The 25,586-nt window shown below is 72.2% G+C and carries 27 protein-coding genes; 12 read left to right on the top strand and 15 right to left on the bottom strand.

All coding sequences use genetic code 11. The features are described from left to right. Nucleotides 1-27: 27 nt before the first annotated feature. On the top strand, nucleotides 28-561 hold the full coding sequence (locus ACQB60_RS41905; protein ID WP_496931354.1) for a hypothetical protein: 534 nt from the start codon (nucleotides 28-30) through the stop codon (nucleotides 559-561). Here ACQB60_RS41905 and ACQB60_RS41900 read toward each other — a convergent pair. The 4 genes from ACQB60_RS41900 to ACQB60_RS41885 form a co-directional block, all read right to left on the bottom strand. Further along, entirely contained in the window at nucleotides 527-1,555 is a 1,029-nt protein-coding gene (locus tag ACQB60_RS41900) for a serine/threonine dehydratase (RefSeq protein ID WP_496931353.1), read from the bottom strand. The genes ACQB60_RS41905 and ACQB60_RS41900 overlap by 35 nt on opposite strands. 46 nt (nucleotides 1,556-1,601) lie before the next feature. Next, nucleotides 1,602-2,531, bottom strand: a complete 930-nt coding sequence (locus ACQB60_RS41895; RefSeq protein WP_496931352.1) for a sigma-70 family RNA polymerase sigma factor — start codon at nucleotides 2,529-2,531, stop codon at nucleotides 1,602-1,604. Nucleotides 2,532-2,660: 129 nt separating this feature from the next. Continuing rightward, entirely contained in the window at nucleotides 2,661-2,795 is a 135-nt protein-coding gene (locus ACQB60_RS41890) for a tyrosine-protein phosphatase (protein WP_496931351.1), read from the bottom strand. A 98-nt stretch (nucleotides 2,796-2,893) separates the two neighbouring features. Further along, on the bottom strand, nucleotides 2,894-3,508 hold the full coding sequence (locus tag ACQB60_RS41885; protein ID WP_496931350.1) for an HAD-IA family hydrolase: 615 nt from the start codon (nucleotides 3,506-3,508) through the stop codon (nucleotides 2,894-2,896). A gap of 192 nt (nucleotides 3,509-3,700) precedes the next feature. On the opposite strand from ACQB60_RS41885, the gene ACQB60_RS41880 reads away from it, so the two are divergent. Next, entirely contained in the window at nucleotides 3,701-4,471 is a 771-nt protein-coding gene (locus tag ACQB60_RS41880) for a tyrosine-protein phosphatase (protein WP_496931349.1), read from the top strand. 2 nt (nucleotides 4,472-4,473) lie between these two features. On the opposite strand, the gene ACQB60_RS41875 is transcribed toward ACQB60_RS41880, so the two are convergent. Continuing rightward, entirely contained in the window at nucleotides 4,474-5,373 is a 900-nt protein-coding gene (locus tag ACQB60_RS41875; protein ID WP_496931348.1) for an EamA family transporter, read from the bottom strand. 25 nt (nucleotides 5,374-5,398) lie between these two features. On the opposite strand from ACQB60_RS41875, the gene ACQB60_RS41870 reads away from it, so the two are divergent. Then, nucleotides 5,399-5,995 carry a CGNR zinc finger domain-containing protein gene (locus tag ACQB60_RS41870; RefSeq protein ID WP_496931347.1) on the top strand — a complete coding sequence of 199 codons (597 nt, stop codon included), beginning with the start codon at nucleotides 5,399-5,401 and terminating at the stop codon, nucleotides 5,993-5,995. Here ACQB60_RS41870 and ACQB60_RS41865 read toward each other — a convergent pair. The 5 genes from ACQB60_RS41865 to ACQB60_RS41845 all read right to left on the bottom strand — a co-directional run bounded on the left by ACQB60_RS41865 (nucleotide 5,992) and on the right by ACQB60_RS41845 (nucleotide 10,970). Further along, nucleotides 5,992-7,008: a hypothetical protein gene (locus tag ACQB60_RS41865; protein WP_496931346.1), complete on the bottom strand. Its 1,017-nt coding sequence runs from the start codon at nucleotides 7,006-7,008 to the stop codon at nucleotides 5,992-5,994. The genes ACQB60_RS41870 and ACQB60_RS41865 overlap by 4 nt on opposite strands. A 118-nt stretch (nucleotides 7,009-7,126) precedes the next feature. Beyond that, on the bottom strand, nucleotides 7,127-7,849 hold the full coding sequence (locus tag ACQB60_RS41860) for an ANTAR domain-containing protein (RefSeq protein ID WP_496931345.1): 723 nt from the start codon (nucleotides 7,847-7,849) through the stop codon (nucleotides 7,127-7,129). Between the two features lie 176 nt (nucleotides 7,850-8,025). Continuing rightward, on the bottom strand, nucleotides 8,026-8,271 hold the full coding sequence (locus ACQB60_RS41855) for a hypothetical protein (RefSeq protein WP_496931344.1): 246 nt from the start codon (nucleotides 8,269-8,271) through the stop codon (nucleotides 8,026-8,028). Between the two features lie 147 nt (nucleotides 8,272-8,418). After that, nucleotides 8,419-9,465, bottom strand: coding sequence for a family 2 encapsulin nanocompartment cargo protein polyprenyl transferase (locus ACQB60_RS41850; protein WP_496931343.1), 1,047 nt, complete (start codon nucleotides 9,463-9,465; stop codon nucleotides 8,419-8,421). A gap of 98 nt (nucleotides 9,466-9,563) precedes the next feature. Continuing rightward, nucleotides 9,564-10,970: a family 2B encapsulin nanocompartment shell protein gene (locus ACQB60_RS41845; RefSeq protein ID WP_496931342.1), complete on the bottom strand. Its 1,407-nt coding sequence runs from the start codon at nucleotides 10,968-10,970 to the stop codon at nucleotides 9,564-9,566. Nucleotides 10,971-11,150: 180 nt separating this feature from the next. Here ACQB60_RS41845 and ACQB60_RS41840 point away from each other — a divergent pair, with 180 nt between their 5' ends. The 4 genes from ACQB60_RS41840 to ACQB60_RS41825 all read left to right on the top strand — a co-directional run bounded on the left by ACQB60_RS41840 (nucleotide 11,151) and on the right by ACQB60_RS41825 (nucleotide 15,907). Continuing rightward, a complete protein-coding gene (locus tag ACQB60_RS41840; protein ID WP_496931341.1) occupies nucleotides 11,151-13,799 on the top strand; it encodes a rhomboid family intramembrane serine protease in 2,649 nt (882 codons plus the stop codon). 111 nt (nucleotides 13,800-13,910) lie between these two features. Beyond that, complete coding sequence (locus tag ACQB60_RS41835; RefSeq protein WP_384842474.1) at nucleotides 13,911-14,144, top strand: hypothetical protein; 234 nt, start codon at nucleotides 13,911-13,913, stop codon at nucleotides 14,142-14,144. A gap of 152 nt (nucleotides 14,145-14,296) precedes the next feature. Continuing rightward, complete coding sequence (locus ACQB60_RS41830) at nucleotides 14,297-14,887, top strand: N-acetylmuramoyl-L-alanine amidase (protein WP_496931340.1); 591 nt, start codon at nucleotides 14,297-14,299, stop codon at nucleotides 14,885-14,887. Between the two features lie 96 nt (nucleotides 14,888-14,983). After that, a complete protein-coding gene (locus tag ACQB60_RS41825; protein WP_496931339.1) occupies nucleotides 14,984-15,907 on the top strand; it encodes a 1-aminocyclopropane-1-carboxylate deaminase/D-cysteine desulfhydrase in 924 nt (307 codons plus the stop codon). 12 nt (nucleotides 15,908-15,919) lie between these two features. Here the strand turns inward: ACQB60_RS41825 and ACQB60_RS41820 are convergent, their stop codons facing one another. Continuing rightward, on the bottom strand, nucleotides 15,920-17,518 hold the full coding sequence (locus ACQB60_RS41820) for a Na+/H+ antiporter (RefSeq protein WP_496931338.1): 1,599 nt from the start codon (nucleotides 17,516-17,518) through the stop codon (nucleotides 15,920-15,922). Between the two features lie 47 nt (nucleotides 17,519-17,565). Between ACQB60_RS41820 and ACQB60_RS41815 the strand changes: the two genes are divergently transcribed. The 3 genes from ACQB60_RS41815 to ACQB60_RS41805 all read left to right on the top strand — a co-directional run bounded on the left by ACQB60_RS41815 (nucleotide 17,566) and on the right by ACQB60_RS41805 (nucleotide 19,530). Continuing rightward, complete coding sequence (locus ACQB60_RS41815) at nucleotides 17,566-17,826, top strand: UBP-type zinc finger domain-containing protein (protein WP_496931337.1); 261 nt, start codon at nucleotides 17,566-17,568, stop codon at nucleotides 17,824-17,826. A 259-nt stretch (nucleotides 17,827-18,085) separates the two neighbouring features. Beyond that, nucleotides 18,086-18,499 carry an ATP-binding protein gene (locus tag ACQB60_RS41810; RefSeq protein ID WP_384842458.1) on the top strand — a complete coding sequence of 138 codons (414 nt, stop codon included), beginning with the start codon at nucleotides 18,086-18,088 and terminating at the stop codon, nucleotides 18,497-18,499. After that, nucleotides 18,496-19,530, top strand: coding sequence for an RNA polymerase sigma factor SigF (locus ACQB60_RS41805; RefSeq protein WP_496931336.1), 1,035 nt, complete (start codon nucleotides 18,496-18,498; stop codon nucleotides 19,528-19,530). The genes ACQB60_RS41810 and ACQB60_RS41805 overlap by 4 nt, the downstream gene beginning before the upstream one ends. Before the next feature lie 33 nt (nucleotides 19,531-19,563). On the opposite strand, the gene ACQB60_RS41800 is transcribed toward ACQB60_RS41805, so the two are convergent. Then, a complete protein-coding gene (locus ACQB60_RS41800) occupies nucleotides 19,564-20,016 on the bottom strand; it encodes a hypothetical protein (protein WP_496931335.1) in 453 nt (150 codons plus the stop codon). A gap of 79 nt (nucleotides 20,017-20,095) precedes the next feature. On the opposite strand from ACQB60_RS41800, the gene ACQB60_RS41795 reads away from it, so the two are divergent. Both ACQB60_RS41795 and ACQB60_RS41790 read left to right on the top strand, forming a co-directional pair. Further along, on the top strand, nucleotides 20,096-21,064 hold the full coding sequence (locus ACQB60_RS41795) for a diacylglycerol/lipid kinase family protein (RefSeq protein ID WP_496931334.1): 969 nt from the start codon (nucleotides 20,096-20,098) through the stop codon (nucleotides 21,062-21,064). 316 nt (nucleotides 21,065-21,380) lie between these two features. Further along, on the top strand, nucleotides 21,381-21,638 hold the full coding sequence (locus tag ACQB60_RS41790; protein WP_003992873.1) for a WhiB family transcriptional regulator: 258 nt from the start codon (nucleotides 21,381-21,383) through the stop codon (nucleotides 21,636-21,638). Nucleotides 21,639-21,845: 207 nt separating this feature from the next. Here the strand turns inward: ACQB60_RS41790 and ACQB60_RS41785 are convergent, their stop codons facing one another. The 3 genes from ACQB60_RS41785 to ACQB60_RS41775 form a co-directional block, all read right to left on the bottom strand. Beyond that, nucleotides 21,846-23,312, bottom strand: a complete 1,467-nt coding sequence (locus ACQB60_RS41785) for a histidine kinase N-terminal domain-containing protein (RefSeq protein WP_496931399.1) — start codon at nucleotides 23,310-23,312, stop codon at nucleotides 21,846-21,848. A gap of 355 nt (nucleotides 23,313-23,667) precedes the next feature. Continuing rightward, nucleotides 23,668-24,261: a TetR/AcrR family transcriptional regulator gene (locus ACQB60_RS41780; protein WP_496931333.1), complete on the bottom strand. Its 594-nt coding sequence runs from the start codon at nucleotides 24,259-24,261 to the stop codon at nucleotides 23,668-23,670. Nucleotides 24,262-24,318: 57 nt separating this feature from the next. After that, on the bottom strand, nucleotides 24,319-25,395 hold the full coding sequence (locus tag ACQB60_RS41775; RefSeq protein WP_496931332.1) for an SIS domain-containing protein: 1,077 nt from the start codon (nucleotides 25,393-25,395) through the stop codon (nucleotides 24,319-24,321). Nucleotides 25,396-25,586 lie beyond the last annotated feature (191 nt).

Below are 25,586 nucleotides of genomic sequence, written 5' to 3'. Positions count from 1 at the left end.
CCGGTAGGAGCGGGGGGCTCCCCACTCATGACGACCGACCCGTTCGACGGCCACGACTGGATGAGCCTGATGGGCATCGCCCTGCTCGGCCTCATCCTCGCCACCTCGCTCAGCGTGTACGCCTGCACCACCCTGACCCGGCACGGCCTCCCCCTGGCGGGCCCGGCCGTGTGGCTGCGCGCGACGGCGGCGCTCTCGGGGGCCGGGGCGATCGCCCTGTACGCCTGGGGCGCCGTGCACCTGATGACCTTCGACGAGACGTCGCGCACGGACGCCTGCCAGGACGCGGTGGGGCCCGCGCACGCGGGGGACATCGACGGCTACCGGCCCACCTATCTGCCGCTGCGCTTCGGCTGCCACGTGAAGGGCGGCGCGACGTACGACGTGGGGGTGCCGGGCTACGTCAACCCCGGGGCCCTCGGCCTGGCCGTGGCCGCCCTGACGCTGGCCGGCCTCGCCGGTCTCACGGTCTGGGTCAGCCGGCGGCGGGCGAGGTCGGCGGGCGGGGCCACGGCTGACGCGGCTGCTACTGAGACGGCCGCGGAGTCATCAGGTCGCTGAGGTCCGTGTTCGCACCGCACAGCACCACGCACACCTTCTCCCCGGGGGCGGGCGCGTAGGCGCCGGTGCGCAGGGCCGCGCACGCGGTGGCGGCGGCGTGTTCCACGGCCAACCGGTGCTGGTCCCACAGGAGTTGGCGGGCAGCGACGATCGCCTCGTCCGGTACGAGGACCGAGGGCGAGTCGGTGCGGCGGGCCCAGTCCAGGGCCAGCGGGGTGGCGCGGCGGGCGCCGAGGGAGTCGGCCGCGACCGAGTCCACCGGGACGGCGACGGGTTCCCCGGCGGCGAGCGCGGCGTTCAGGGCACGGCAGTGCTCCGGCTCGGCCGCGACGACGCGGATGCCGTGGTGGTGGGCCGCGGCGGTGACCCCGGCGAAGAGCCCGCCGCCGCCCACGGCCACGACGACGGTGTCCACGTCGGGGCGGGCCTCCCGGATCTCCTCCAGGAGGGTGCCCGCTCCGGCGGCGATCAGCGGATGGTCGTAGGCGTGGCTCTCCAACGCCCCTGACTCCGCCGCGTACTTGCGTGCCGCCTCCAATGCCTCGGCGTACTCGCTGCCGACCTGCCGCACCCGCGCGCCGAAGGCGTGCAGCCGGGCGACCTTCACGGCGGGGGCCGTGGTGGGCAGGAAGACGGTGGCCACGGCGCCGTGCCGCCGGGCGGCCCAGGCGCAGGCCACCCCCGCGTTGCCGCCGCTCGCGATGACGACGCCCGCCGGGGGCAGCGTGCCCGAACTCGCGTGTGCGGAGACGAAGTTGGCGGCGCCGCGGGCCTTGAACGAGCCGGTGTGCTGCAGGTACTCGTGGGCGAAGAAGACCTCGGCACCCGCCGGGACCCCGGGGCCGAAGCGGTCGGGGCCGAGGTGGTCGGGGCCGAGGTGGTCGGGGCCGAGGTGGTCGGACGGCGAGACCGTCACGGTCCTGGTGTGGCCCGCGACGCGGGTACGGGCCTGGGCCACCTCGGCGTACGAGAGGTCGGCGGGGCGAGGGTTCATGGCGGCTCTCCTGGACTTCGGTGACCCCACCGACCGTATGCGCCCCTCAGTCCGCCAGGACCTCCGGGACCCCCAGGGCGGCGAGGCGCTCCGCGTCCGCCAGGATGTTGATCTCCACGATGCGGCCGTCCACGACGGTGAGGTCCATCAGCGACTGCGGCTTGCCGTCGGCCAGCGACAGGACGCCGAGGACCCCGTTGATCAGGACGAGGCGCGGCTCGTGCGCGAACCGGCCGAAGGCCGCCGCCTGCCGCGCCACGTCCGCAGCGCCGCGCACCAGGCGCGACCAGCCGCCCGGCTCCAGGGCACCGCTGTCCGCGCGCAGCACCACGTCCGGGTCGAGCAGCGTGACAAGGGCGTCGAAGTCCCCGCCGCGCGAGGCCGCGAGGAAGGCGCCGACCACCTCGCGCTGGCGCGCGTGATCGGGCTCGGGGGCCGTCGACCGGACCCGGCGCCGGGCACGGCTCGCGAGCTGCCGGGTGGCGGCCGGGGTGCGCTCGACGATGGGCGCGACCTCGTCGAAGGGCATGGCGAACATGTCGTGCAGGACGAACGCGAGCCGCTCGGCGGGCGCCAGCGTGTCCAGGACGACCAGGAGCGCGAGCCCTACGGAGTCGGCGAGGAGCGCCTCCTCCTCGGGGTCGAGGACGGGCGGGGCGGCGCTCTCGGCGGCGCGCCGGACGACGGGGTCCGGCACGTGCGTGTCGAGGAGCTCCTCCCGGCGCGAGGTACGGGAGCGCAGCATGTCCAGGCAGACGCGGCTGACGACGGTGGTGAGCCAGCCGCCCAGGTTGGTGACGCCGCCCGTGTCGGCGCGGCTGAGCTTCAGCCACGCCTCCTGGACGGCGTCCTCGGCCTCGCTGAGCGAACCGAGCATGCGGTAGGCGACGGCCTTCAGATGGCTGCGGTTCTCCTCGAAGCGCGCGGCGAGCGCGTCGTCCGGGTGTCCGGTACCCGTCGGGTTCTTCGTGTCCATCTGCCCCACCCGTCACATTCCCTCGGCGCGTTCCGTCATCGCTCTGACGGTCCAGCCGGACCTTATGTGACAGGGGCGTGCTGCGGCGGCCTTACGGGGTGAGCAGGGCGGAGCGCAGCCCCTGGATGGTCACGTCGTCGAGGCCGAGCCCCTGTGGTGCACGTAGCTGAGGAAGTCCGCCTCGACGGTCGTGCGCGGGACCCCGAGGAGCGTGAGCAGCACGGCGGTGCCCCAGCCGGTGCGCCCACGGCGCTGCACGTGCACCCGAACACGGTGGCGTACCGGATCCACCGCATCACCGAACGGACTGCCCCCTCCCCCTCCCTTCCCTCCTCCCCCCTCCCCCCTCCCCCCCGGAACTCCTATGCCAGGAGGGGAGCGAGCGCATCCCGCAGGTCCCCGGGCTCCCGGTACAGCACCCCGGTCATGCCGAGGGCCACGGCCGCGTCCACGTTCTCTTGCCGGTCGTCCACGAACAGGCAGCGCTCGGCCGGGACGCCCGCGCGCCGGGCGGCCAGCTCGTAGATCCGCGGGTCGGGCTTGGCGAGGCCGACCACCGCGCTGCTGACCACGTCGTCGGCGAGATCGGCGAGGCCGAGCGCGGCCAGGTCCTCGTCGAGCCAGGGCGTCGCGTTGGTGACCAGTGAGACGTGCAGCCGGGCCGCGCGGGCCCGCCGCAGCAGCGCCACGGCGTCGGCGTCCGCCGAGAACCCGGCCCCGGCGAGCGCCTCGCCCAGCTCACGCCCCTGCTCCCACGAGACCTGCCCGCCGCCGGCGAGCCCCCGCGCGATGGACCCCACCCACTGCTCCCGGCTGATCCGCCCCAGCATCAACGGCAGGTCGTTCTCGGGCGCGAAAGCCACCTCGGCGGTACGCCCCGGGGCGAGCCCGGCGGACCGCTCCAACTTCTCGACACCGGACATGTCGTAGAACCGGATGACCCCGTCCAGGTCGGACAGCACGGCGCAGAGCGTCATGCCCGCCAGCAAAACACACGGACCCCGAGCACCACTCTCCAACCCGTCCGGGGGCTCTGCAGCCCGTCCGGCGTTTGAGGACGAGGCCGTCCAGGCCGATACGGGGGTCAGGGGCGACGGAGTCGCCGTATCGGGAAGGGGCGGGATCGGGGAAAAGACCCAACTCCCCCGCCACCCCCTAAAGTTCCGCACGTGACCACCAGACACATACCCTTCGAGCACCTCCACAACGTCCGCGACCTGGGCGGCCACCCCACCGCCGACGGCCGCACCCTCCGCTGGGGACGCCTCTACCGCGCCGACTCCCTCGGCAAGCTGACCGCCGACACAGCGGCGGACGAGGCCCACCGCACGGACTGGGCCCGCTACCTCGACCTCGACGTGCGCACCGTCATCGACCTCCGCTACGACTGGGAGATCGACGCGAAGGGCCGGGTGCCGGACCACCCCGGGCTCGCCTACCACCACCTCAGCATCGAGCACCGCCCGTACGACCAGCCCGCCCTCGGCCCCGACGTCGACCCGGGCCGCTACCTCGCCGACCGCTACGGGGAGGTAGCCCACGACGGCGTGAAGGAACTGCGCGAGGCCCTCGACGTCATCGCGTACGCGCACGAGGGCGCCGTCGCCTTCCACTGCGCCTCCGGCAAGGACCGCACGGGCCTGCTCGCCGCCCTGGTCCTCGCCCTCCTCGGCGTACCGGAGGACGTCATCGTCGAGGACTTCACGCTCACCGAACTCGCCACGGAGCGCCTCCTCGCCGACTGGCGCGCCGCCCACCCCGACCACGGCCCGGTCTGGCCCGGCTACGGCCGCGCCCCGGCCGCGGTGATGCGCCTGTTCCTGGACGACCTCACCGAGCGGTACGGCTCCGTACAGGCGTACGCCACCGAACTCCTCGGCGTGGACCAGAAGTTGGTGACGGCACTGCGGGACAGCCTCCTGGAACCCGCACCGGCCTGACCTCACCCCCTCACCCTCTCCCCCCTCACCCTCTCTCCTTCGCCCCTCTCCCCTTCGCCCCTCGCCCCCCGCACCGCCCAAACCCCCGCCCCCACCACCAGCACCACCGCCCCCAACTGCCGCACGCTCAGCGACTCCCCGAGCACCACGAACCCGACCCCCGCCCCCACGGCGGGCCCGAGCGCGAGCAGTACCCCGAAGGCCCGGACGCCGATGCGGCGCAGGGCGAGCAGGTCGAGGGAGTAGGGGACGAGCGAGGACAGCAGGGCCACCAGGAAGCCGGTGCCCAGGACGCCGGGGTGGGCCGCGACGGCCCGCCCCTCCGCCACCGCGGCGACCGGCACCAGCAGACAGGCCCCGATCCCCAGGGCCACCGTGAGCCCGCTCCAGTCCGGGAACAGGCTCCCCACCCGCCGGTTGAGCACCACATACCCGGCCCGGCACACCGCGGCCGCCGCCCCGAGCGCCACCCCCGCCCCGGACACCGCCCCGCCCGGCGCCGCGAGCAGCAGCACCCCGGCGAGCGCCACCAGGCCCACCACGAGGTGCTCCACGCGCCGCGACAGGGCGAGCGCGAGGGCGAGCGGGCCGAGCAGTTCCAGGGTGGCCGCGACGCCGAGCGGCAGGTGCTGAATCGCCTGGAAGTAGGCGGTGTTCATGCCCGCGAACACCACACCGAGCGCGGCCACCACCCGCCACTGCGCCCGCGTGAGCCGCCCGATCCGGGGGCGCACCACGATCCACAGCACCAGCGCCGCGAACCCGAGCCGCAGCCCCGCGAGCGCGAGCGGACCGACCTCCCCGTACGCCTGTTTGGCGACCGCGGAGCCGAGTTGAAGGCTGAGGAGCTGGGCCAGCACGAGCAGCGCGGCGCTGCTCCCGTCACGAAGGGGGGCGCTCATGGGCTCAGCGTGATGTCATGGCCTTATGCAGTTCAACCATTACGGAGGCGAGGCCGCGCTCCTGGCCGCGGACCTGGTGAACGCGGTGCGCACCACCGAGGACACCGCAGACGCCGCAGGCACCGGCACCGAAGGCAACAGCGCCGAAGGCAACGGTCTCAACGAGCCCCTGTCCCCCCTCCTCGCCACCCGAGGCATCACCGACCACCGCCTCACCCCCGCCCAGGAGACCGAACTCCGCCACTGGGCCCGCCGCCTCACCGACTGTTTCGGGCCACAGGAGCTCGACCGCCGCTGCCGGACGATCAACGAACTGCTCGCCGACGCCTCCAGCCGCCCGTACATCTCGCTGCACGACGGCGATGCCCACTTCCACTACAGCGCCCCCGGCACGGGACCGGCCGCCCACGTCCGCGCCCTGACGGCGGCCGGGCTCGCCTACGTCGTGTGCTTCTCCGACGCCCACCGCCTGGGCCGCTGCGCCCGCGCGGGCTGCGGCCTCGCGTTCGTGGACACCTCCCGCAACGGCCGCCGCACCTACTGCTCGGTGCGCTGCGCCAACAACGACGCGGTGGCCCGCCACCGCCAACGGCAGACCGGGGGTCGACCCCCTGGGGGCTAGCTCCGGCCGAGCACACCCCGCACCGTCACCCGCACCCGCTCCCGGTCCTCCCGCGCCGCGTCGTACGTGGCCTGGTGCCGGGCGATCTCGCGGCGCTCCTCCCGCGCCCTGGTGGCCCACAGGATCCCGGCGAGGTTGTGCGCACGGTTGCACTCGACGTCGGCGACAGCCGTGCCCAACTCCCGCTTCCCGTGCTCGGTGTTGCCGTCCTGGCCGCGCCTCCACGCCTTGTCCCCGAACGCCGCCGACGGCCGCGCGTACCGCTTGAAGCCCTTGTCGACGACGCACTGCGACCACGCCTTCAGGGCGCGCCGTGCCTTCGGATCCCGCGCGACGGCCCGCTCGACCCGCCGGGAGCCCTGGAACGCGTACGAGGTCAGGCGCTTCTCGTCCTCGACGCCCGCCATGAGCCGCCGCTGCCCCTCCCCCGAGCAGCCGCCCTCGGGGACCTTGGGATTCTTGCGAGCCCCGGGGCTCTTGGGAGCCTTGGGGCCCTTGGGGGCCTCGATGGCCTTGAGGGTCCCGCGCTCCCCAAGCCCGTACAGCACCTCGTACTCCGCCTGCGTCGCGGCCCGCCCGGTTCTGGCCTCCCGGCCCTTCCCCGCGCGCTCGGGATCCCACCCATAGCCCCAGCGCCGCGCCTTGCCGAGGTCGAGCAGGCCGAAGGGGTCCCCGGCCACCGCCGTCAGCCCGACGACACTGCCGCCGGGCGGCTTCGGGTACAACGGCACGTCGTCGAAGCCGTACCTCTTCATGCAGCGCTGGGCCAGCCGGGCCGCGGCCTCCGTCTGCCGGGCGTAGTCGTCGTGGCTGAACTCGTAGCGCGCCAGCGGCAGTTCGGGGAGGTCCTTCTTCTCCCGCACCCGCGGAGTCCCGGACACCTCCGGCACGGCGTCGCCCCCGGCGCCCCCTCCGGCACCGTCCTCCGCCCCACACCCGGCCACCCCCACGGCCAGGAACCCGGCGAGCACCCCCGCACCCCACCGCGCACCGCGACGTCCCACCCCCACCATCAGCTCCTCCCCAGGCAGCCTCACAGCCTCACCGGCCATCAGCCGGACGACCCTACCCCCAGGAGGAGTTGGCCCCAGCGGGAGATCCGCTCGAACCCAGCGGGAGCCCCCCGCACCCTCAGCGGGAGATCCGCGCGGTGTCGGTCTCCCCCGCCACCACCCGCGCCGCCAGCTCCGCGAGCCGGAGACGGTGCGAACGCGCATGGGCCCGTAGCGCCATGAACGCCTCGTCGACCGTGCACCCCCAGCGCTCCGCCAGCATCCCCTTGGCCTGTTCGATGACGATCCTGCTGGTGAGCGCCGCCTGCAACTGGCTGCGCTCCACCGATCCGCGGTCCAGGGAGCGTCGCTGCAGGATCGCGATCGTCGCCACGTCGGCGAGGCCCTGCGCGAGCGCGATCTCGTCGCGGTGCAGCGGGCCGCCCGTCTGGAAGAGCCCCAGCGCCCCCACCGGCCGCCCTCGCTGGCGCAGGGGCAGCGCCTGCGCCGTGGCGAACCCCGCCACCCGGGCCCGGAGGACGAAGTCCGGCCATTCCTCGGCCGTTTCGCTCCGGGTCAGATCCATGTTCACGCGTGCCGTGCCCGAGCGGCAGCAGTCCAGAAGCGGCCCTTCGCCGCGCTCGACCGTGAAGTGGCCGAGCTGCCCTGCGCGTTCGTCGGACGCCACGACCGTGTGCGGATCACCCCCGTCATCGACGAGCAGGAAGCCCGCCGCCGCGACGTCCAGGAGCTCCACGCAGCGCGCCGAGACGCCCCGCAGGAACTCATCGACGTCGAAGTCGTCCCCCGAGGAGTCCGCCGCCACGACGAACGCCTCCGCTAATCGGTGTTCACGAGCCATCGGACCACACATCGCCCGTCCGCCCCTCCAGGCTCAACTCAACTCCACGTTTCCCACTCGCCGTTGCGGCGCAGAGGGTTACCTTTACACACGGGAACCGGATGCGTACACACAGGGACGAGCCCCGCACGCATGGCCGGATCGCGATGCATGCGGGGCCCGTGAGAACAACCGGTTCAGCCTCCCAGAACCTTCTGCTTGACCTTGTCGTCGCGGTCCACCGCCAGCTTGCCGACGACCTTCTCCAGCGCGTCGGGCACCGACCGCAGCTGCTCGGTCTTGACCGGGCTGTTCACCTGGCTCCCGGCGGGGACGAAGACCGTCGTCAGGTTCTCGTCATCGGCGTGGGCCGCGGTGGGGACGGCGAGGAGGGCCAGGGCGGCCGTGGCCGCGGCTCCCAGCACTCGGCGGGCAGTTGGCATGGTGGGTCCTTCCAGGAGGGGAGTCGGTCGCGGCTTGTTCTAGCCCGCCTTCGCCCACTTGCCCCGGTTATGGCCCTGACGTGGGCGCGCCATGATCACTTCCCCGTCATCATCTCGTCCAGCAATCGGCTCACCGCCGCCCTCACGTCACTGCGTGCGCCGCGTCACGAACTCCGCGAGCGCGAGCAGCCCGCCCGCCGCCTCGGGGTCCGGGACCGCCCCGGCCAGCTGGCAGACCGCGCGGGACATCCGGTCGGCCGCGTGGAGCTGGGCCCAGTCCCGCCCGCCCGCGCCCTCGACCGCCTGCGCGGTGCGCTCCACCTCGGCCCGTGTCATCTCCCCCGGGGTGCCCGAACACCCGTACAGCCGCGCCAGTTCGGCGGCGGCCGCCGTGCCCGAGGTGAGCGCGGCGACGACCGGCAGGGACTTCTTGCGCGCCGCGAGGTCGGCGCCCGCGGTCTTGCCGGTGCGCCGGGGGTCGCCCCAGATCCCGATGACGTCGTCGATCAGCTGGAAGGCCAGTCCCGCCTGGCGCCCGAAGCCGTCGAGCGCCTCGGTCACCTCGCGGCCCGCGCCCGCGTACAGCGCGCCCAGCGCGCAGGCACAGCCGAGCAGCGCCCCCGTCTTGGCCTCGGCCGTGGTGAGGCACTCGGCGAGCGTCACCTCGTCCGGACCGCGGTGCTCCAGGGCGCAGTCCGCGTGCTGGCCCGCGCAGAGCTCCAGCACACAGGCGGCGAGCCGGGCGGCGGCCGCCGGGGCCGCGGGGTGCGGGTCCTCGGCGAGCAGCCGCTGGGCGAGCGCCTGCAGCGCGTCCCCGGCGAGGATCGCGTCGGCGTCGCCGAACACGGTCCACGCGGTGGGCCGGTGCCTGCGCGTCGTGTCCCGGTCCATCACGTCGTCGTGCAGCAGGGTGAAGTTGTGGGTCAGCTCCACGGCCGCCGCCGCCTTCACGGCACAGGCGGTGTCCCCGCCGAGGGCCCGCACCGCGGCGAGCACGAGCGCGGGCCTGATCGCCTTGCCCGCGTGCCCTGCCGCGGGCGTGCCGTCCGCGTGTTCCCAGCCGAAGTGGTAGAGCGCCACGCGCCGCATCGAGCCGGGCAGGGTCTCGATCGCCCGGCGCAGCTCCGGGTCGACGCACGCGCGCGCCGACGCCATGATCTCTGCCGCCTGTGTGAGGTCCGTCGTGTCCGTCATGAGCTCACTCCGGGAAGGAATGCGGACGGTGGCGATTCCCTGGCCGGTGGGCGCGTACGGGGACGGTGTACCCGCACGCGCCGCCACGGACACGCAGGTCACCGCCAGCGGCCGATCTCCACGTTCTCCAGGACGCCGAGGGCGTCGGGGACCAGGACGGCCGCCGAGTAGTAGGTGGAGACGAGGTAGGAGATGATCGCCTGCTCGCTGATGCCCATGAAGCGCACCGACAGGCTCGGCTCGATCTCGTCCGGGATGCCCGCCTGGTGCAGGCCGATGACGCCCTGCTCGTCCTCGCCCGTACGCATGCAGATGATGGACGTCGTCCGGGCCTCGGTGACCGGGATCTTGTTGCACGGGAAGATCGGGACGCCGCGCCAGGTGGGGATCCTGTTGCCGCTCATCTCGATGGTCTCGGGCACCAGGCCGCGCTTGTTGAACTCGCGGCCGATCGCGGAGATCGCGCGCGGGTGGGCGAGGAACAGCTTCGATCCGCGCCTGCGGCTGAGCAGCTCGTCCAGGTCGTCCGGGCTGGGGACGCCGTCGTGGGGCTGGAGCCGCTGGTCGTACTCGCAGTTGTTCAGGAGGCCGAACTCGCGGTTGTTGATGAGCTCGTGCTCCTGGCGCTCCTTCAACGCCTCGACGGTGAGCCGCAGTTGCTGCTCGGTCTGGTTCATCGGCTGGTTGTAGAGGTCGGCCACGCGCGTGTGGATGCGCAGCACCGTCTGGGCCACGCTCAGCTCGTACTCCCGCGGCGCCGACTCGTAGTCCACGTACGTGCCGGGCAGGACGGCCTCGCCGACGTGGCCCGCGGAGAGGTCGATGGGGGCCTCGCCGAACGTGTTGGTGCGCTGCGCCGGGATGGACCGCAGCTGCTGGAGGTGGGCGCGCAGGGACTCGCTGCGCTCCGCGACCTGCTCCAGGTCCTGGCGGGGCAGCGTGAGCACGGTGCCCGCCGTCACCGCGCGCGCGGTGTACTCCCAGATGGCCTCCGGGTCGAGGAGCGACTGCTCGCCGAAGTACGAGCCGTCCGCGAGGGTGCCGAGGACCGTGTCGTCCCCGTACGGGCCCGTGCCGATCTTCTCCACCCTGCCGTGCGCCAGCAGGAACACCTCGTCCGCCGGGCTGCCGAAGGAGGTGAGAACCTCTCCCGCGGCGAACTCGCGCTGGTGGCACCGCTGGGCCAGCTCACCGAGCACGTCCTGGTCCTCGAAGTCGCGCAGGACCGGGAGCTCGCCGAGCTCGGCCGGGATGACCTGCACCTGGTCCCCGGTCTTCACGAAGGTCACGCGGCCGTCCCCGACCGAGTAGCTGAGCCTTCGGTTGACCCGGTACGTGCCGCCCTGCACCTGCACCCAGGGGAGCATCCGCAGCAGCCAGCGGGAGCTGATCTCCTGCATCTGCGGCGCCGACTTGGTGGTGGTGGCCAGATTCCGCGCGGCCGACGTGCCGAGGCTCTGCTGAGGCCTGGGCGTCTCCGTACGGATCTCTTCGCCTACCGACATGGGTTATGCCCTCCAGAAAACGGATGATCTGCGGCGGCCACACTCTCATCACGCTCTGTGTTGACGCCATTACACAAAAGAGCGGGGTTGGATCACCGGCTGGCTGGGCACTAGATCGAAATTCCCTCGTTCGGCCCCGCCCGGGGTGTGCCGGGTCCGTGCGGCTGGTGGGCTCGGTGAATGAGCAGCTCCGAGGCTTCTGCCGGTCCCGCCGCGGAGGAACCGGCTCCGCAGTCGCCCCTGGCCCCGCCCGGCGAGCGGGGGCCCGTCCGGTGGCTGCGCGCCGTCGCCCGCGCATTCGAACCCGTCACCCGCGCCCCGGTGACGGTGTTCGTCGTCGTGGCGCTGTGGGTCGTCGGCGCGGCCACCGCGAGCCTCGGCGGCGGCCCGCCCGTCTCGCTCCTGGACCAGGTCGGCGTCGGCGTGCCGGCCCTCGCCGAAGGCCGCTGGTGGACCCCGCTGACCTCGATCCTGTGGTGCTCGGGCATCGGCAACTACATCGGTTCCACGCTGCTGTTGCTGCTCCTGGGCGGGGCCGCCGAGCAGCGCATGGGCTCGGTGCGCACCGGCGTCGTCCTCGTGCTCGGCCAGATCCTCGGCTCGCTGCTCGGCGTGGGCGTCGTGAAGCTGGGCTCCGTCGCCGGCGAGGACTGGCTGGACGAGCTCGCCCGGAACCTCACCGCGACCCCGAGCATCGGCACCTGCGCGGTCGGCGCCTTCCTCAGCTTCCGGCTCAGCGCCCTGTGGCGGCGCCGGCTCCAGCTCGCCCTGATCCTGGTCCCGCTGATGCTCGCGCTGTACGTGGGGCACCTCCAGGGGGTGCTGCGGCTCGCGGGCACGGTGGTGGGCCTCGCCATGGGCGCCCTCGCGCACCGCGACAGCCACCGCCTGCGCATGCCGCACGCCTCGCACTCCGAGGGCCGGGTCCTGGTGGCCCTGGTGGTGGCCGCCTCCGCGCTCGGCCCGATCATCGCGACGCTCTACAAGGACTCGCTCGGTCCCTTCAACGTCCTCGACCTGTACGTCTCCGGGGGTCCGAGCCCGCAGGACATCGCGGACACGTGCGCGCAGGCGGGCGCGGCGTGCGACCGGATCCGCGCCCAGGACCACTTCTACAACTCACCCGCGATGATCATGGGCATCGCGATTCCGGCCCTGCTCCTGGTCCTCGCGGAGGGGCTGCGGCGCGGCCTCAGGCTCGCCTGGCGGATCACCGTGGTCGCCCAGCTGGTGTGGCTCGGCCTCATGGCGTACCTGCTGAGCGACATCGTCTCCAACCCCGACCAGTACGTCCTGGACGGCAGCGACTCCGCCGACCAGAAGGCGGCGATGGTCCAGGCGGTGGTGGAGCAGATGATGCTGCCGCTGCTCGTCCTGGTGCTCCTGCTGTTCACCTGGCGCCTGTTCGACCTGGACCTGCCGCGCTCCACGGTCACCTGGCTCACCGGCGTCGTCGGGGGCACGCTGCTGCTCGCGTGCCTGGCGTACGTGGGGATCGGGTACGCGGTGCGCGGCCAGTTCTCGCCTGACGCGACGTTCGGGAAGCTGGTGTCGGGGCTGCCCTCGCAGTTCCTGCCACCGAGTTACGAACCGTTCTTCTTCCAGGGCGAGGCGCCCATCCCGGTCGGCGGCACCGCCCTCTCCTTGTACGAGTACTGCGGGATGCTCTTCTGGGTGGTCGGCGTCGTCGCCCTCCTGGTGGCGTTCCGGCGCCCGTCGATGCACGCCGACGCGGACGCCGCGGCACGCGCGCGTGCCCTGCTCGCCGCGCACGGCGGCTCCACGCTCTCGTATCTGACGACCTGGCCGGGCAACCACTACTGGTTCTCCGACGACGGCCGGGCCGCGGTCGCCTACCGGGTGCACTCGACGGTCGCGCTCACCACGGGCGACCCGTTCGGCGCGCCCTCCGCGCGCGCGGACGCGGTCGACGGCTTCGCGGAGTACTGCGACCGCAAGGGCTGGACGCCCTGCTTCTACAGCGTCACGGCGGAGGCCAAGTCCCGTACGGACGCGCTGGGCTGGAGCTCCGTACAGGTCGCGGAGGACACCGTCGTGCCGCTGCCGGAGCTGGCCTTCACGGGCAAGAAGTGGCAGGACGTGCGCACCGCCCTGAACAAGGCCAAGAAGGAGGGCATCACGGCGGAGTGGCACGTCTTCCCCGAGGCGCCGCTCTCCCTGACCGACCAGATCCGCTCCATCTCCGAGGAGTGGGTCGCCGACAAGGGCCTCCCGGAGATGGGCTTCACGCTCGGCGGCCTGGACGAGCTGGACGACCCGCACGTGCGCTGCCTGGTCGCGGTCGACGAGGACCGCACGGTGCACGGCATCACCAGCTGGATGCCGGTGTACGGCGACTCCGGGGACGACGCGGACAAGGAGGGCGAGGACGGCGCGGACAGCGCGGGCGACGCGGGCGACGCGGGCGTCCAACCCGTGGGCTGGACGCTGGACTTCATGCGGCGCCGCTCCGACGGCTTCCGTGGCTCGATGGAGTTCCTGATCGCGTCCGCCGCACTCGGCTTCAAGGAGGAGGGCGCACAGTTCCTCAGCCTCTCCGGCGCCCCACTGGCCCGCTCCGACACCGCGGAGCCGCCCGCCGCCCTGCAGCGCCTCCTCGACTACGCGGGCCGCACCATGGAGCCGGTCTACGGATTCCGCTCGCTGCTCAACTTCAAGGCCAAGTTCCAGCCGGAATACCGGCCGATGTACATGTGCTACCCGGACCCCGCGGCGCTGCCCAACATCACCCGCGCCATCGGCAAGGCGTACCTCCCCCACATGTCCCCGGCGCAGGGCGTGCGCCTGATGCGCAAGCTCGCCTCGTGAGAGACCCCGGGAGCCCCCGGACCACGGCATACACGGCCGACCCGGCGGGAACTCCAAGATCTGCACCTCCGTTGAACCAGACACATCCGCACCAACCTGTAGGAGAGAGCAATGGCAGGCTTCCTGGACCGCGCCAAGGAGCAGGCGCAGAGCGCCCTCAACCAGGGCAAGCAGAAGGTCGACGAGGTCCAGGCGCAGCGCGCCGGCGGCGACCTCCTGAAGAAGCTGGGCGCGGCGTACTACGCGGAGCGCCGGGGCAGCGGCACCCCGGACGCCACGCAGCAGGCCCTGACGGCCCTGGAGGCCCACATCGCGACGCACGGGGACGGCTTCCTGAAGGGCTGACCCCCGGCACGGCCCCCGACCGCTGACCGGATCGGCTCGCACGGTGCCCGAACAGCCTCTGAACTGGCGGTACGGGCACCGCAGTTCGGGTACAACCATGCGGTACGGGGGTCTGCGCACGGCGGCTCCCGCCTTCCCCAAAGGAGGCGGTCATGTCCCCACCCATGTCCGCGAGCACGTTTCTGAAAGCCCTCAGAGACGAAGGCGTGACGGTCGTCGAGCTCGACGGCTGGCGCGAGCACAACCGCAATCACAAGGGTCCTTGGGGGCCCGTGCACGGCGTGGTGATCCACCACACCGCGACGAAGGGCAGCGAGCGCACCGTCCAGATCTGCTGGGACGGCTGGTCCGATCTGCCGGGCCCGCTGTGCCACGGCGTGATCACCAAGGACGGCCGCGTCCACCTGGTCGGCTACGGCCGCGCCAACCACGCCGGTCTCGGCGACGACGACGTGCTGCGCGCGGTCATCGCCGAGAAGCGCCTCCCTCCTGACAACGAGGCGAACACCGACGGCAACCGCCATTTCTACGGCTTCGAGTGCGAGAACCTCGGCGACGGCGACGACCCCTGGCCCGACGCCCAGCTGGACGCCATCGAGAAGGTCTCGGCGGCCATCTGCCGGGTGCACGGCTGGACGGAGCGGTCCGTCATCGGACACCTCGAATGGCAGCCCGGGAAGATAGACCCCAAGGGCTTCACGATGGACTGGATGCGGGAGCGCATCGGCGAACGCCTGAAGTGATCGCCGAAGCCGTCACAGGGGGCTGTCCGCGGTGACCCCGGGTACCGCCCGGCGCCACCGCGGGCCGCCCTCACCGCCCCGAGGGACAATGGCGGGGTGTCCACCGCCCCGCCGCTCCGCACCCCCCTCGACCCCCGGCTCCCCAGCCCGCTGCGGGAGGCCAGGGACGAGCGGTTCGCCCGGCACGGCGTGCGTCTCCTGCTGAAGCGTGACGACCTCATCCACGAGGCGCTGCCCGGCAACAAGTACCGCAAGCTCGCCCTGAACCTGGAAGCGGCCGCCGACGCCGGCCACCGCACGCTGCTCACCTTCGGCGGCGCCTACTCCAACCACCTGCGCGCCACCGCCGCGGCCGGACGTCTCCTCGGCTTCGCCACCGTCGGCGTGGTCCGCGGCGACGAACTCGCCGCCCGCCCGCTCAACCCCTCCCTCTCCCAGTGCGCGGCCGACGGCATGCGCCTGCACTTCGTCGACAGATCGACGTATCGCCGCAAGGGCGAACCGGAGACGCTGGCCTCGCTCCTGCGCGCCGCCGACGCCCCGGACGCGTACGTCATCCCCGAGGGCGGCAGCAACTCCCTGGCCGTGCGCGGCTGCACGGCCCTCGGCGCCGAGCTGCGCGCCCACACGGACGTCGCGGCCGTCGCCTGCGGCACCGGCGGCACCCTCGCCGGGCTCGCGGCAGGGCTCGGCCCCGGCCGGCGGGCCCTCGGCATACCCGTGCTCAAGGGCGGCTTCCTGGGCCCTGAGATAGCCGCCCTGCAACGCCAGGCGTTCGGCGCCGCGACGACCAACTGGACCCTGGACGAGCGCTTCCACTGCGGCGGTTACGCCCGCACCTCCCCCGAACTCACCGCGTTCGCGCAGGACTTCGAGGACCGGCACGGCCTGCCCGTCGAGCCCCTCTACGTCGCCAAGCTGCTCCACGGACTGACCGCCCTCTCCGAAGAGGGCGCCTTCCCGCCCGGCACCACCGTCACCGCGGTGATCACCGGCACCCCGCAGCCGCCCGCCCGCTGAGCGCGCGGCCCCTCAGTCCTCCATCTCCCGGTGCGCGGCGGCCTCTTCGAGGTCCAGCTTCCGCAGCAGGGTGCGCATCATCTCGTCGTCGATGCGCCGCTCGTCCCGCATCTTCACGAACACCTCGCGCTCCGCGGCGATCGCTTCGCGCGCGAGGCGCCGGTAGGTGTCGTCCGCGGACTCCCCCGTCACCGGGTTCGGCTGGCCGAGCCGCTCCCACACCGAGTTGCGGCGCCGCTCCAGGACGGTGTGCAGACGGTCCTGGAGCGGCGGCGGAAGGCTGTTGCGCTCGTCCTCCATGAGTTCGTCCACCCGCTCCTCCGCGGCCTGCGAGGCGACGCTCTGCGCCTGCGCCTCCGCGAGGGTCTGCGCCCGGGAATCGCGGCCCGGCAGCTTCAGGACCTTGATCAGCCAGGGCAGCGAGAGGCCCTGCACGACCAGCGTGCCGATCACCGTGGTGAAGGTCAGGAACAGCACCAGGTTCCGCGCGGGAAAGTCGTCCCCGTTGTCCATGTGCTCCGGGATGGAGAACGCGATCGCCAGGGAGACCACGCCCCGCATCCCCGCCCAGCTCACGATCAGCGGCCGCCGCCAGTCCATGTCCCCCTCGCGCTCCCTGATCCGCGGCCGCAGCCACAAGGGCAGATACGTCGCCGGATACGACCACACGAAGCGCGTGACCACGACGAAGACGAAGACCCCGACCGCGTACCAGACGGCCTGCCCCGCGCCGTACTCCCCCAGCTCCCCGACGACGACGCGCAGTTGCAGCCCGATCAGCGCGAAGACCGACGACTCCAGGATGAACGCGACGACCTTCCACACCGCGGCCTCCTGCAGCCGCGTCTCGAAGTCGACCTGCCAGGAGCGGTGCCCCAGGTAGAGGGCGACCACGACGACGGCGAGCACTCCGGAGGCGCCGACCTGCTCCGCCGCCGCGTACGCGACGAAGGGGACGAGCAGCGACAGCGTGTTCTGCAGCATCGCCTCCTTCAGGTGCGAGCGCAGCCAGTGGATCGGCACCATCAGCAGCAGCCCGACGCCGACCCCGCCGACCGCCGCCATCAGGAACTCCCTGATGCCGCTGCCCCAGCTGGCGCCCGCCCCGACGGCCGCCGCGAGCGCCACCTTGTAGGCGGTGATCGCGGTGGCGTCGTTCACCAGGGACTCCCCCTGGAGGATCGTGGTGATCCTGGAGGGCAGCCCCACCCGGCGCGCGATGGCGGTGGCGGCCACCGCGTCCGGCGGCGCGACCACCGCGCCGAGCACGAGCGCGGCCGTCAACGGCAGGTCGGGCACGAGCAGATACGCGAGCCAGCCGACCGCGACGGTGGCGAACAGGACGTAGCCGACGGAGAGCAGCGCCACCGGTCTGACGTTGGCCCGCAGGTCCAGGTACGAGCTCTCCAGGGCGGCGGTGTGCAGCAGCGGCGGCAGGATGAGCGGCAGCACGACGTGCGGGTCCAGGTGGTAGTCCGGGACCTTCGGGATGTACGAGACGGCGAGGCCGGCCGCGACGAGGAGCAGCGGCGCGGGCACCGGCGTGCGCCGTGCTGCCCCGGCCACAGCGGCACTGGCCGCGATCAGCGCCACCAGTGGCAATACGTCCATCGGGCAAGCCCCTTCACGGTTTCTCTGCACGTCGTAACCTGGCAATCATGAACGAGTGCTCGCACGTCCCCGCGCTGCCGCACCCCGAGCCGGCACCCCTGAGCGACACCTGCCTGGAGTGCCTGGCCGCCGGGAGCCACCCCGTCCAGCTCCGGCTCTGCCTGGACTGCGGCCACGTCGGCTGCTGCGACTCCTCGCCGTTCCGGCACGCGACGCAGCACTTCAAGGACACCGGCCACCCGGTCATGCGCACCTTCGAACCGGGCGAGAAGTGGCGCTGGTGCTTCGTCGACGGTTCGATCGTCTGACGCCTGGGTACGTCACCCATCTGTTGAAGTGACCGCCCATACTTTCCAATTGGGCCCGCAGACCCCTAGCCACTGTCCGTACCCGTAGGCTTACTATGAGTGACAGCAGCGGGGCGGGGTCCCCGGGACACAGAACTGCGGAGCGCGGTAGCGTCACCGCTGAACCACGTGGCGCGTTACCCGAGTGACGCGGTCCGGACTGCCGCAGTCGCGGTGGGCCTGGAGCCCCGAAAGTGCTTGTACCCCCTTGGAGGTGAGGGTGTCCCAGATCGCAGGCGAGCCCGGGAATCAGGACTTCGTCGAGGTCCGACTGCCGGCTGCGGGTGCCTACCTGTCGGTGCTGCGTACGGCGACGGCCGGTCTGGCAGCGCGTTTGGACTTCACCCTCGACGAGATCGAGGACCTCCGCATCGCGGTCGACGAGGCGTGCGCGATCCTGCTGCAACAGGCCGTGCCCGGCTCCGTGCTCAGCTGCGTATTCCGGCTCGTGGACGACTCGTTGGAGGTGACGGTCTCCGCGCCGACCACCGACGGCCGCGCCCCCGAGCGGGACACCTTCGCCTGGACCGTCCTCTCGGCCCTGGCGGGCAAGGTGGGCTCCGACGTCGCCGACGACAAAACCGTTTCGATCAGCCTCTACAAGCAACGCGGCGCGGGACCCGGGCCGGCGTGAGGAACGGGGACGGGCCGGTGCGGGACGAAGAGCGCGGAACACGTGAGCCACGCAGCACACGGGGCCTGCCCGCCGAAAGCCGGGGAGGTACGCGCATGACCATCCCCGAGCAGCAGGCCAGGCCGCATCCCGAGGACCCGGAGCAGTCGGGGCCCCGCACGGTGGCCGATGTGTCGGAGCAGGCAGAGCCGACCGCCCCGAAGGGGCGGCGGCGGGTGACGGGCGGGCCCATGAGCGAGCACGAGCGACACGGTGAGCAGCACAGCCGGCACGATCCACAGGACCGCAGCGGCGCGCGAGCGATGTTCGTCGAGCTGCGCTCCCTGAAGGACGGCAGCCCGGAGTACGCGGAGCTGCGCAATCAGCTCGTCCGCATGCACCTGCCGCTCGTCGAGCACCTGGCCCGGCGCTTCCGCAACCGCGGCGAGCCCCTGGACGACCTCACCCAGGTCGCCACCATCGGCCTCATCAAGTCCGTGGACCGCTTCGACCCGGAGCGCGGCGTGGAGTTCTCCACGTATGCGACGCCCACGGTCGTCGGCGAGATCAAGCGGCACTTCCGCGACAAGGGCTGGGCGGTCCGGGTGCCCCGCCGCCTCCAGGAGCTCAGGCTCGCGCTCACCACGGCGACGGCGGAGCTCTCCCAGCTGCACGGCCGCTCCCCCACGGTGCACGAGCTCGCCGAGAAGCTCGCCATCTCCGAGGAGGAGGTCCTGGAGGGCCTGGAGTCGGCGAACGCGTACTCCACGCTGTCCCTGGACGTCCCCGACACGGACGATGAGTCGCCCGCGGTGGCCGACACCCTCGGCGCGGAGGACGAGGCCCTGGAGGGCGTCGAGTACCGCGAGTCGCTCAAGCCGCTCCTGGAGGACCTGCCGCCCCGCGAGAAGCGCATCCTGCTGCTCCGGTTCTTCGGCAACATGACGCAGTCGCAGATCGCGCAGGAGGTCGGCATCTCCCAGATGCACGTCTCCCGGCTGCTCGCCCGCACGCTGGCCCAGCTCCGGGAGAAGCTCCTCGTCGAGGAGTGAGCCGCGGAGCGACGGGCCCGCCGGGCGGACCCGTCACGCGGTGTTGCCGGGCCCCCGGATGCCGAGGGCCTCGGTCGTCTCGGCGTTCACCAGCAGGACGAGCGACGTGACGGACACCACGGCGAGCGCGATCCCGGCGACGATCAGGGCGCTGTCGACCTGGAGCAGCTGCCAGGCGACGGGCAGCGCCATGATCTGCGTGATGATCGCGGGCCCGCGGCTCCACCGGCGAAGGCGGAGCAGACCGCGCGCGGCGAGCAGCGGAAGCAGCGCGAGGACGATCAGCGTGACTCCGCCGGTCGTGGCCTGCTCCGGGTTGTCGGGGTCACCCGCGAGACCCATCACGAGCATGTACACACCCCCGGCGAGGAGCGCGAGCCCCTCCACGGCGGCAAGGGCCGCGGCGGCCGTCAGGCGCGCGGGCCGCGGGCCGGAAACCGGGGCTTCGTCCGGGGCTTCGGGGGTGGACTTCCGCTCAGTGCTCACCTCAGCAGGGTAGCTCTGCGTGTCCAGGGTCCGGACCTGGGTCTGGGCCAGGTAAAGAGCGGTAGGTAGTCTGCTGCGCATGCGTGCACTCCTTGTGGTCAATCCGGCGGCAACCACCACCAGTGCGCGCACGCGCGATGTCCTCATCCACGCCCTGGCGAGCGAGATGAAGCTCGAGGCGGTCACCACGGAGTACCGCGGGCACGCCCGCGACCTGGGCCGGCAGGCGGCGGAGAGCAAGGACATCGAGCTGGTCGTCGCCCTCGGCGGCGACGGCACCGTCAACGAGGTCGTCAACGGCCTGCTCCACCACGGCCCCGACCCCGACCGCCTGCCCCGCCTCGCGGTGGTCCCCGGCGGCTCCACCAATGTCTTCGCGCGCGCCCTCGGCCTGCCGAACGACGCGGTGGAGGCGACCGGCGCGATTCTCGACGCCCTGCGCGAGGGCTCGGAGCGGACGGTGAGCCTCGGCCGCGTCTCGGGAACTCCCGGCAGCGAGGACGAGACGGTGCCGCCGCGCTGGTTCACTTTCGCCGCCGGATTCGGCTTCGACGCGGGAGTGGTCGGCCGGGTCGAACAGCAGCGGGAGCGCGGAAAGCGCTCGACACACGCCCTTTATGTGCGCCAGGTGGTGCGCCAATTCCTTCAGGAGCCCAACCGCAGGCACGGCACCATCACGCTGGAGCGGCCCGGCGAGGACCCGGTGACGGACCTGGTGATGTCGATAGTCTGCAACACCTCTCCGTGGAGCTTCCTCGGCAACCGCCCGCTCTACGCGTCACCCCAGGCGTCCTTCGACACGGGCCTGGACATCATGGGCCTGAGCAGGCTTTCCACCGCCGCCGTCGCCCGGTACGGGACGCAGCTGCTGACCTCCTCGCCCGAGCGGGGACCCCACGGCAAGCACGCGGTTACGCTCCATGACCTCGTCGACTTCACCTTGCATTCGAAGGTGCCCCTCCCCCTTCAGATGGACGGTGACCATCTGGGGCTGCGGACCAGCGTGACGTTCACAGGCGTTCGCCGTGCACTGCGTGTGATTGTGTGAGTGGAAGGGCCTAAAGTCCTTTCACTCGAACGTTTAGACCACGATCCACCCCATAGAAGTACGGCTGTGACCCAGCCGACACTGAGGAATCAAAAAAAACTTTCCTGAAGGGGTTGTATCCGCCGCCGAGGTTTGCGAATCTCTACATGGCGATCGGGACGGCCCGCAACATCGGCCCCACAGAGAGCCAGAACCCCACCTCACTCACAAGGTCCACACCAGGCAACTGGGAGTCGGCCCTTCCCGTGCGGGGGGATTCGTGAAAGCGTTCACATTCACAAGCAACCTGCATGTCACACCAAGAGAGGTAGCAGCCATGGACTGGCGTCACAACGCCGTTTGCCGCGAGGAAGACCCCGAGCTGTTCTTCCCCATCGGCAACACCGGTCCTGCGCTGCTGCAGATCGAGGAAGCCAAGGCCGTCTGCCGTCGCTGCCCTGTCATTGAGCAGTGCCTGCAGTGGGCGCTCGAGTCCGGCCAGGACTCCGGCGTCTGGGGTGGCCTCAGCGAGGACGAGCGTCGCGCGATGAAGCGCCGCGCCGCCCGCAACCGTGCGCGTCAGGCCAGCGCCTGACGCCCACTGCCCCAGCCTGGGCCCGGCGGCGCGTACAGCGAGTACGCAACTCCCGCCTCCCGAACCGCAGCGCGCAGTGCCCCCGATGCGCATAGCAACGTGAGCAGAAGGCCCCGGACCACTCAGTGGTCCGGGGCCTTCTGCTGTGTGCCGGCCGCTCCCCCGCGCTCCGCGCCGAGCGGGTGCCGAATTCGCTTCTGCGTACGGCTACTTGTCACCGCGTACGGGAATGTCAAGGAGGACCTGCGTCCCGCGCTCCGGGGCCCGGACCATGTCGAAGGTCCCGCTCAACTCGCCCTCGACGAGGGTGCGCACGATCTGCAGGCCGAGGTTGCCGGAGCGGTGCGGGTCGAAGTCGGCGGGCAGGCCGACGCCGTCGTCCTGGACCGTGATGAGCAGGCGGGACTCCTTGGTGGTGCCGCCGCGGACCGCGGAGACCTCGACCGTGCCGGTGTCGCCGGGGCCGAAGCCGTGCTCCAGGGCGTTCTGCAGGATCTCGGTGAGGACCATCGACAAGGGGGTCGCGACCTCGGCGTCGAGTATCCCGAAGCGGCCGGTGCGACGCCCTGTGACCTTGCCCGGGGAGATCTCCGCGACCATCGCGAGGACGCGGTCGGCGATCTCGTCGAACTCCACGCGCTCGTCCAGGTTCTGGGAGAGCGTCTCGTGGACGATGGCGATGGAGCCCACGCGGCGCACCGCCTCTTCGAGGGCCTCGCGGCCGGCGGCCGAGTCGATGCGGCGGGCCTGGAGACGGAGCAGCGCTGCCACCGTCTGGAGGTTGTTCTTCACCCGGTGGTGGATCTCCCGGATGGTGGCGTCCTTGGTGATCAACTCCCGCTCGCGGCGGCGGAGTTCGGTGACGTCGCGCAGGAGGACGAGCGAACCGATGCGCGGGCCCTTGGGCTTGAGCGGGATGGCGCGCAGCTGGATCACGCCGTCGCCGCCCTCGATCTCGAACTCGCGGGGCGCCCAGCCGCTGGCGAGCTTGGTGAGCGCCTCGTCCACCGGGCCCCGGGACGGGGCGAGTTCGGCGGTGGCCTTGCCCAGGTGGTGGCCGACGAGGTCGGAGGCGAGACCGAGGCGGTGGTACGCGGACAGGGCGTTCGGCGAGGCGTACTGGACGATGCCGTCGGCGTCGAGGCGGAGCAGACCGTCGCCCACGCGCGGGGACGCGTCCATGTCGACCTGCTGGTTCGGGAAGGGGAACGATCCTGCGGCGATCATCTGGGCGAGGTCGGAGGCCGACTGGAGATAGGTGAGCTCAAGGCGGGACGGGGTGCGCACCGTCAGGAGGTTGGTGTTGCGGGCGATGACGCCGAGGACACGCCCCTCCCTGCGTACGGGGATGGACTCCACCCGGACCGGGACCTCCTCGCGCCACTCCGGGTCGCCCTCGCGCACGATGCGCCCCTCGTCCAGGGCCGCGTCCAGGAGCGGGCGGCGGCCGCGCGGGACCAGGTGGCCGACCATGTCGTCCTGGTAGGACGTGGGGCCGGTGTTGGGGCGCATCTGGGCGACCGAGACATAGCGGGTGCCGTCGCGGGTGGGGACCCAGAGCACGAGGTCGGCGAAGGAGAGGTCGGAGAGCAGCTGCCACTCCGATACCAGCAGATGCAGCCACTCGAGATCGGAGTCGCCGAGGGCGGTGTGCTGGCGTACGAGGTCGTTCATGGAGGGCACGTGTGCGAGCGTACCTGGCGGCTCTCGCGGGGCCGCCGGGAGACGGGGTCCGGCCCCGTCGAGCCGCGGCGCCGAGGCAGGACCCTCAGCCTGCCTGGCACCGCAGCCCTTCAGGTGCATCGGCCGCCAGAATGTGCGGTACCGGCGGGCCGACCGGGAGGACTCGACGCGGTCAGGGCAGAGAGCGCCGACTCCTCGGTCCGCCCTCCTGTGCGGGGAGAGCGGAGGCTTTACTCACGCATTGTGGACTAGACCATTCTCCGATGTCCATGCGTGGGGCGATGTTAATCGTTGGCCCTTCCTCCAAGACCGGGCCGACCCCTCCACAAGACGATCCGGGCGCCTCTCAGGTTCCCGGCCAGGCCCGCATCGACAGGTCGGCGACCGCCTCCAGCTCCCGCAGTCCCGCGCCGTCGCGGGACTGCTGCGACATGCCCTGGAGCACGGCGCCGGCGTAGCGGGCCAGGACCTCGGGGTCGGTGTCCGCGGGGAGCACGCCGGTGGTCACGTCGGACCTGATGCGGTCCGCGAAGGACGCGATGTTGGCCTCGCGCCGCTCGCGCAGGGCGTCCTCGACCTCCGGGGTCGCGCAGTTGGTGGCGGCATGGATGACCAGGCAGCCGTGCGGGTGGCCGTCCTCCGTGTAGACGGCGGCGGCCCGGCGGAGCATGCGGTGGACGGCGGCGCGGGCGGTCGGCTCCTCGGCGAAGGCGCGCGAACCGACGTCGTACCGCTCTCCGTAGACCCGCACGGTCTCTTCGAAGAGCGTCTTCTTGTCGCCGAAGGCCGCGTACAGGCTGGGGGCGCCGATGCCGAGGGCGCGGGTGAGGTCGGCGACCGACGTCGCCTCGTAACCGTGTTCCCAGAACGTGTGCAGCGCCTTCTCCAGCGCGGCCTCGCGGTCGAAGGAGCGGGGGCGGCCCCGCTGTTTCGTCGCCATGCGGAAATTGTATAGCGGACGCTAGAGAATGAGAGGGGCGCGGCCGCGCACGGACGGTCAGCGGGTCTCCGTCACCTTGGCCAGGGCGCGCGGGGCGTCGGGGTCCTGGCCCCGGGCGATCGTGACCTCGTACGCGAGGAGCTGGAGCGGGATGATCTCCAGGACCGGCTGGAGCTCCTCGGGCACGCCGCCGGTCGGCAGCACGAAGCCCGCGGATGCCTGCTCGACCTGGGCCTTCGGGCCGACCACCACGAGGTCCGCGCCGCGGCCGCGCAGCCGGTCGAGCACGGGCTGGAGGGCGGTGCCGCCGCTGCCGTCGGTGACGACCGCGATGACGGGCGAGATGTTGTCGACCATGGCGAGCGGGCCGTGCAGCAGATCGGCGCCGGAGTAGGCGAGCGCCGGGATGTAGCTCGTCTCCATCATCTTCAGGGCAGCCTCCTTCGCGGTCGGATAGCCGTAGCCCCGGGAGGTGATCACCATGCGCTCCGCGAAGCGGTAGCGGGCCGCGAGGTCCTTGACCTCGCCCTGGCGGGCCAGCAGCCCGGCGGCGAGGCCGGGCAGCGGGGCCGCCACCGCCGGCCCGTCGCGGCCGCCGAGCCCCTCGACCAGGAGGTAGAGGCAGAGCAGGGCCGCGGTGTACGTCTTCGTCGCGGGCAGGGCGCGCTCGGGGCCTGCGAGGACATCGATGTGGTGCTCGGAGACGGCGGCCAGCGGGGAGTCCGGGTTGTTGGTCACGGCGAGGGTGATCGCTCCCGCCTCGCGCGCGGCCCGGGTGGAGGCCACCAGGTCGGGCGAGCCGCCGGACTGGCTCACCGTGACGGCGAGGACGTCGCGCAGGTCGGGCTTGGCGCCGTACGCCGTAATGGTGGACATCGAGGTGAGGCCGCAGGGGATGCCGAGGCGGATCTCCAGGAGGTACTTCGCGTACAGGGCGGCGTGGTCGGACGTGCCGCGCGCGGTGAGCAGGACGAAGCGGGGGCGCCGGGTCGCGATGGCCTCGGCGGTGGCGCGGATCGCGGGGGCTCCGGTGTCGAGGATGCGGCGCAGCACCTCGGGCTGCTCGGCCATCTCGCGGGACATCATCCGGCCCGGGCGCTCGGCGTGCGCCTCCGACGGTGTCGTGTCGGTCATGCCTTCCACTGTCCCCGCTCGGCGCGAACGGCGCCCGCCCGACGGGCGGGGAGCCGGTGAACGGCCGAGCATGGAGGGCGGAAGCAGGTGCGGAGCCCCCGGCAGCCGTTGCGGAGTACCCGGCGTCACGGCGGTGCGGCTCTGCTAGATTGGTCTATACCACAGTCCGTATGAGTCCCCTCTCCAGATCG

The organism is Streptomyces odontotermitis (assembly GCF_050510915.1).
Lineage (GTDB): Bacteria > Actinomycetota > Actinomycetes > Streptomycetales > Streptomycetaceae > Streptomyces.
Note: the sequence above shows the minus strand (reverse complement) of the source record. Positions and strands in the feature narration are given on the sequence as shown.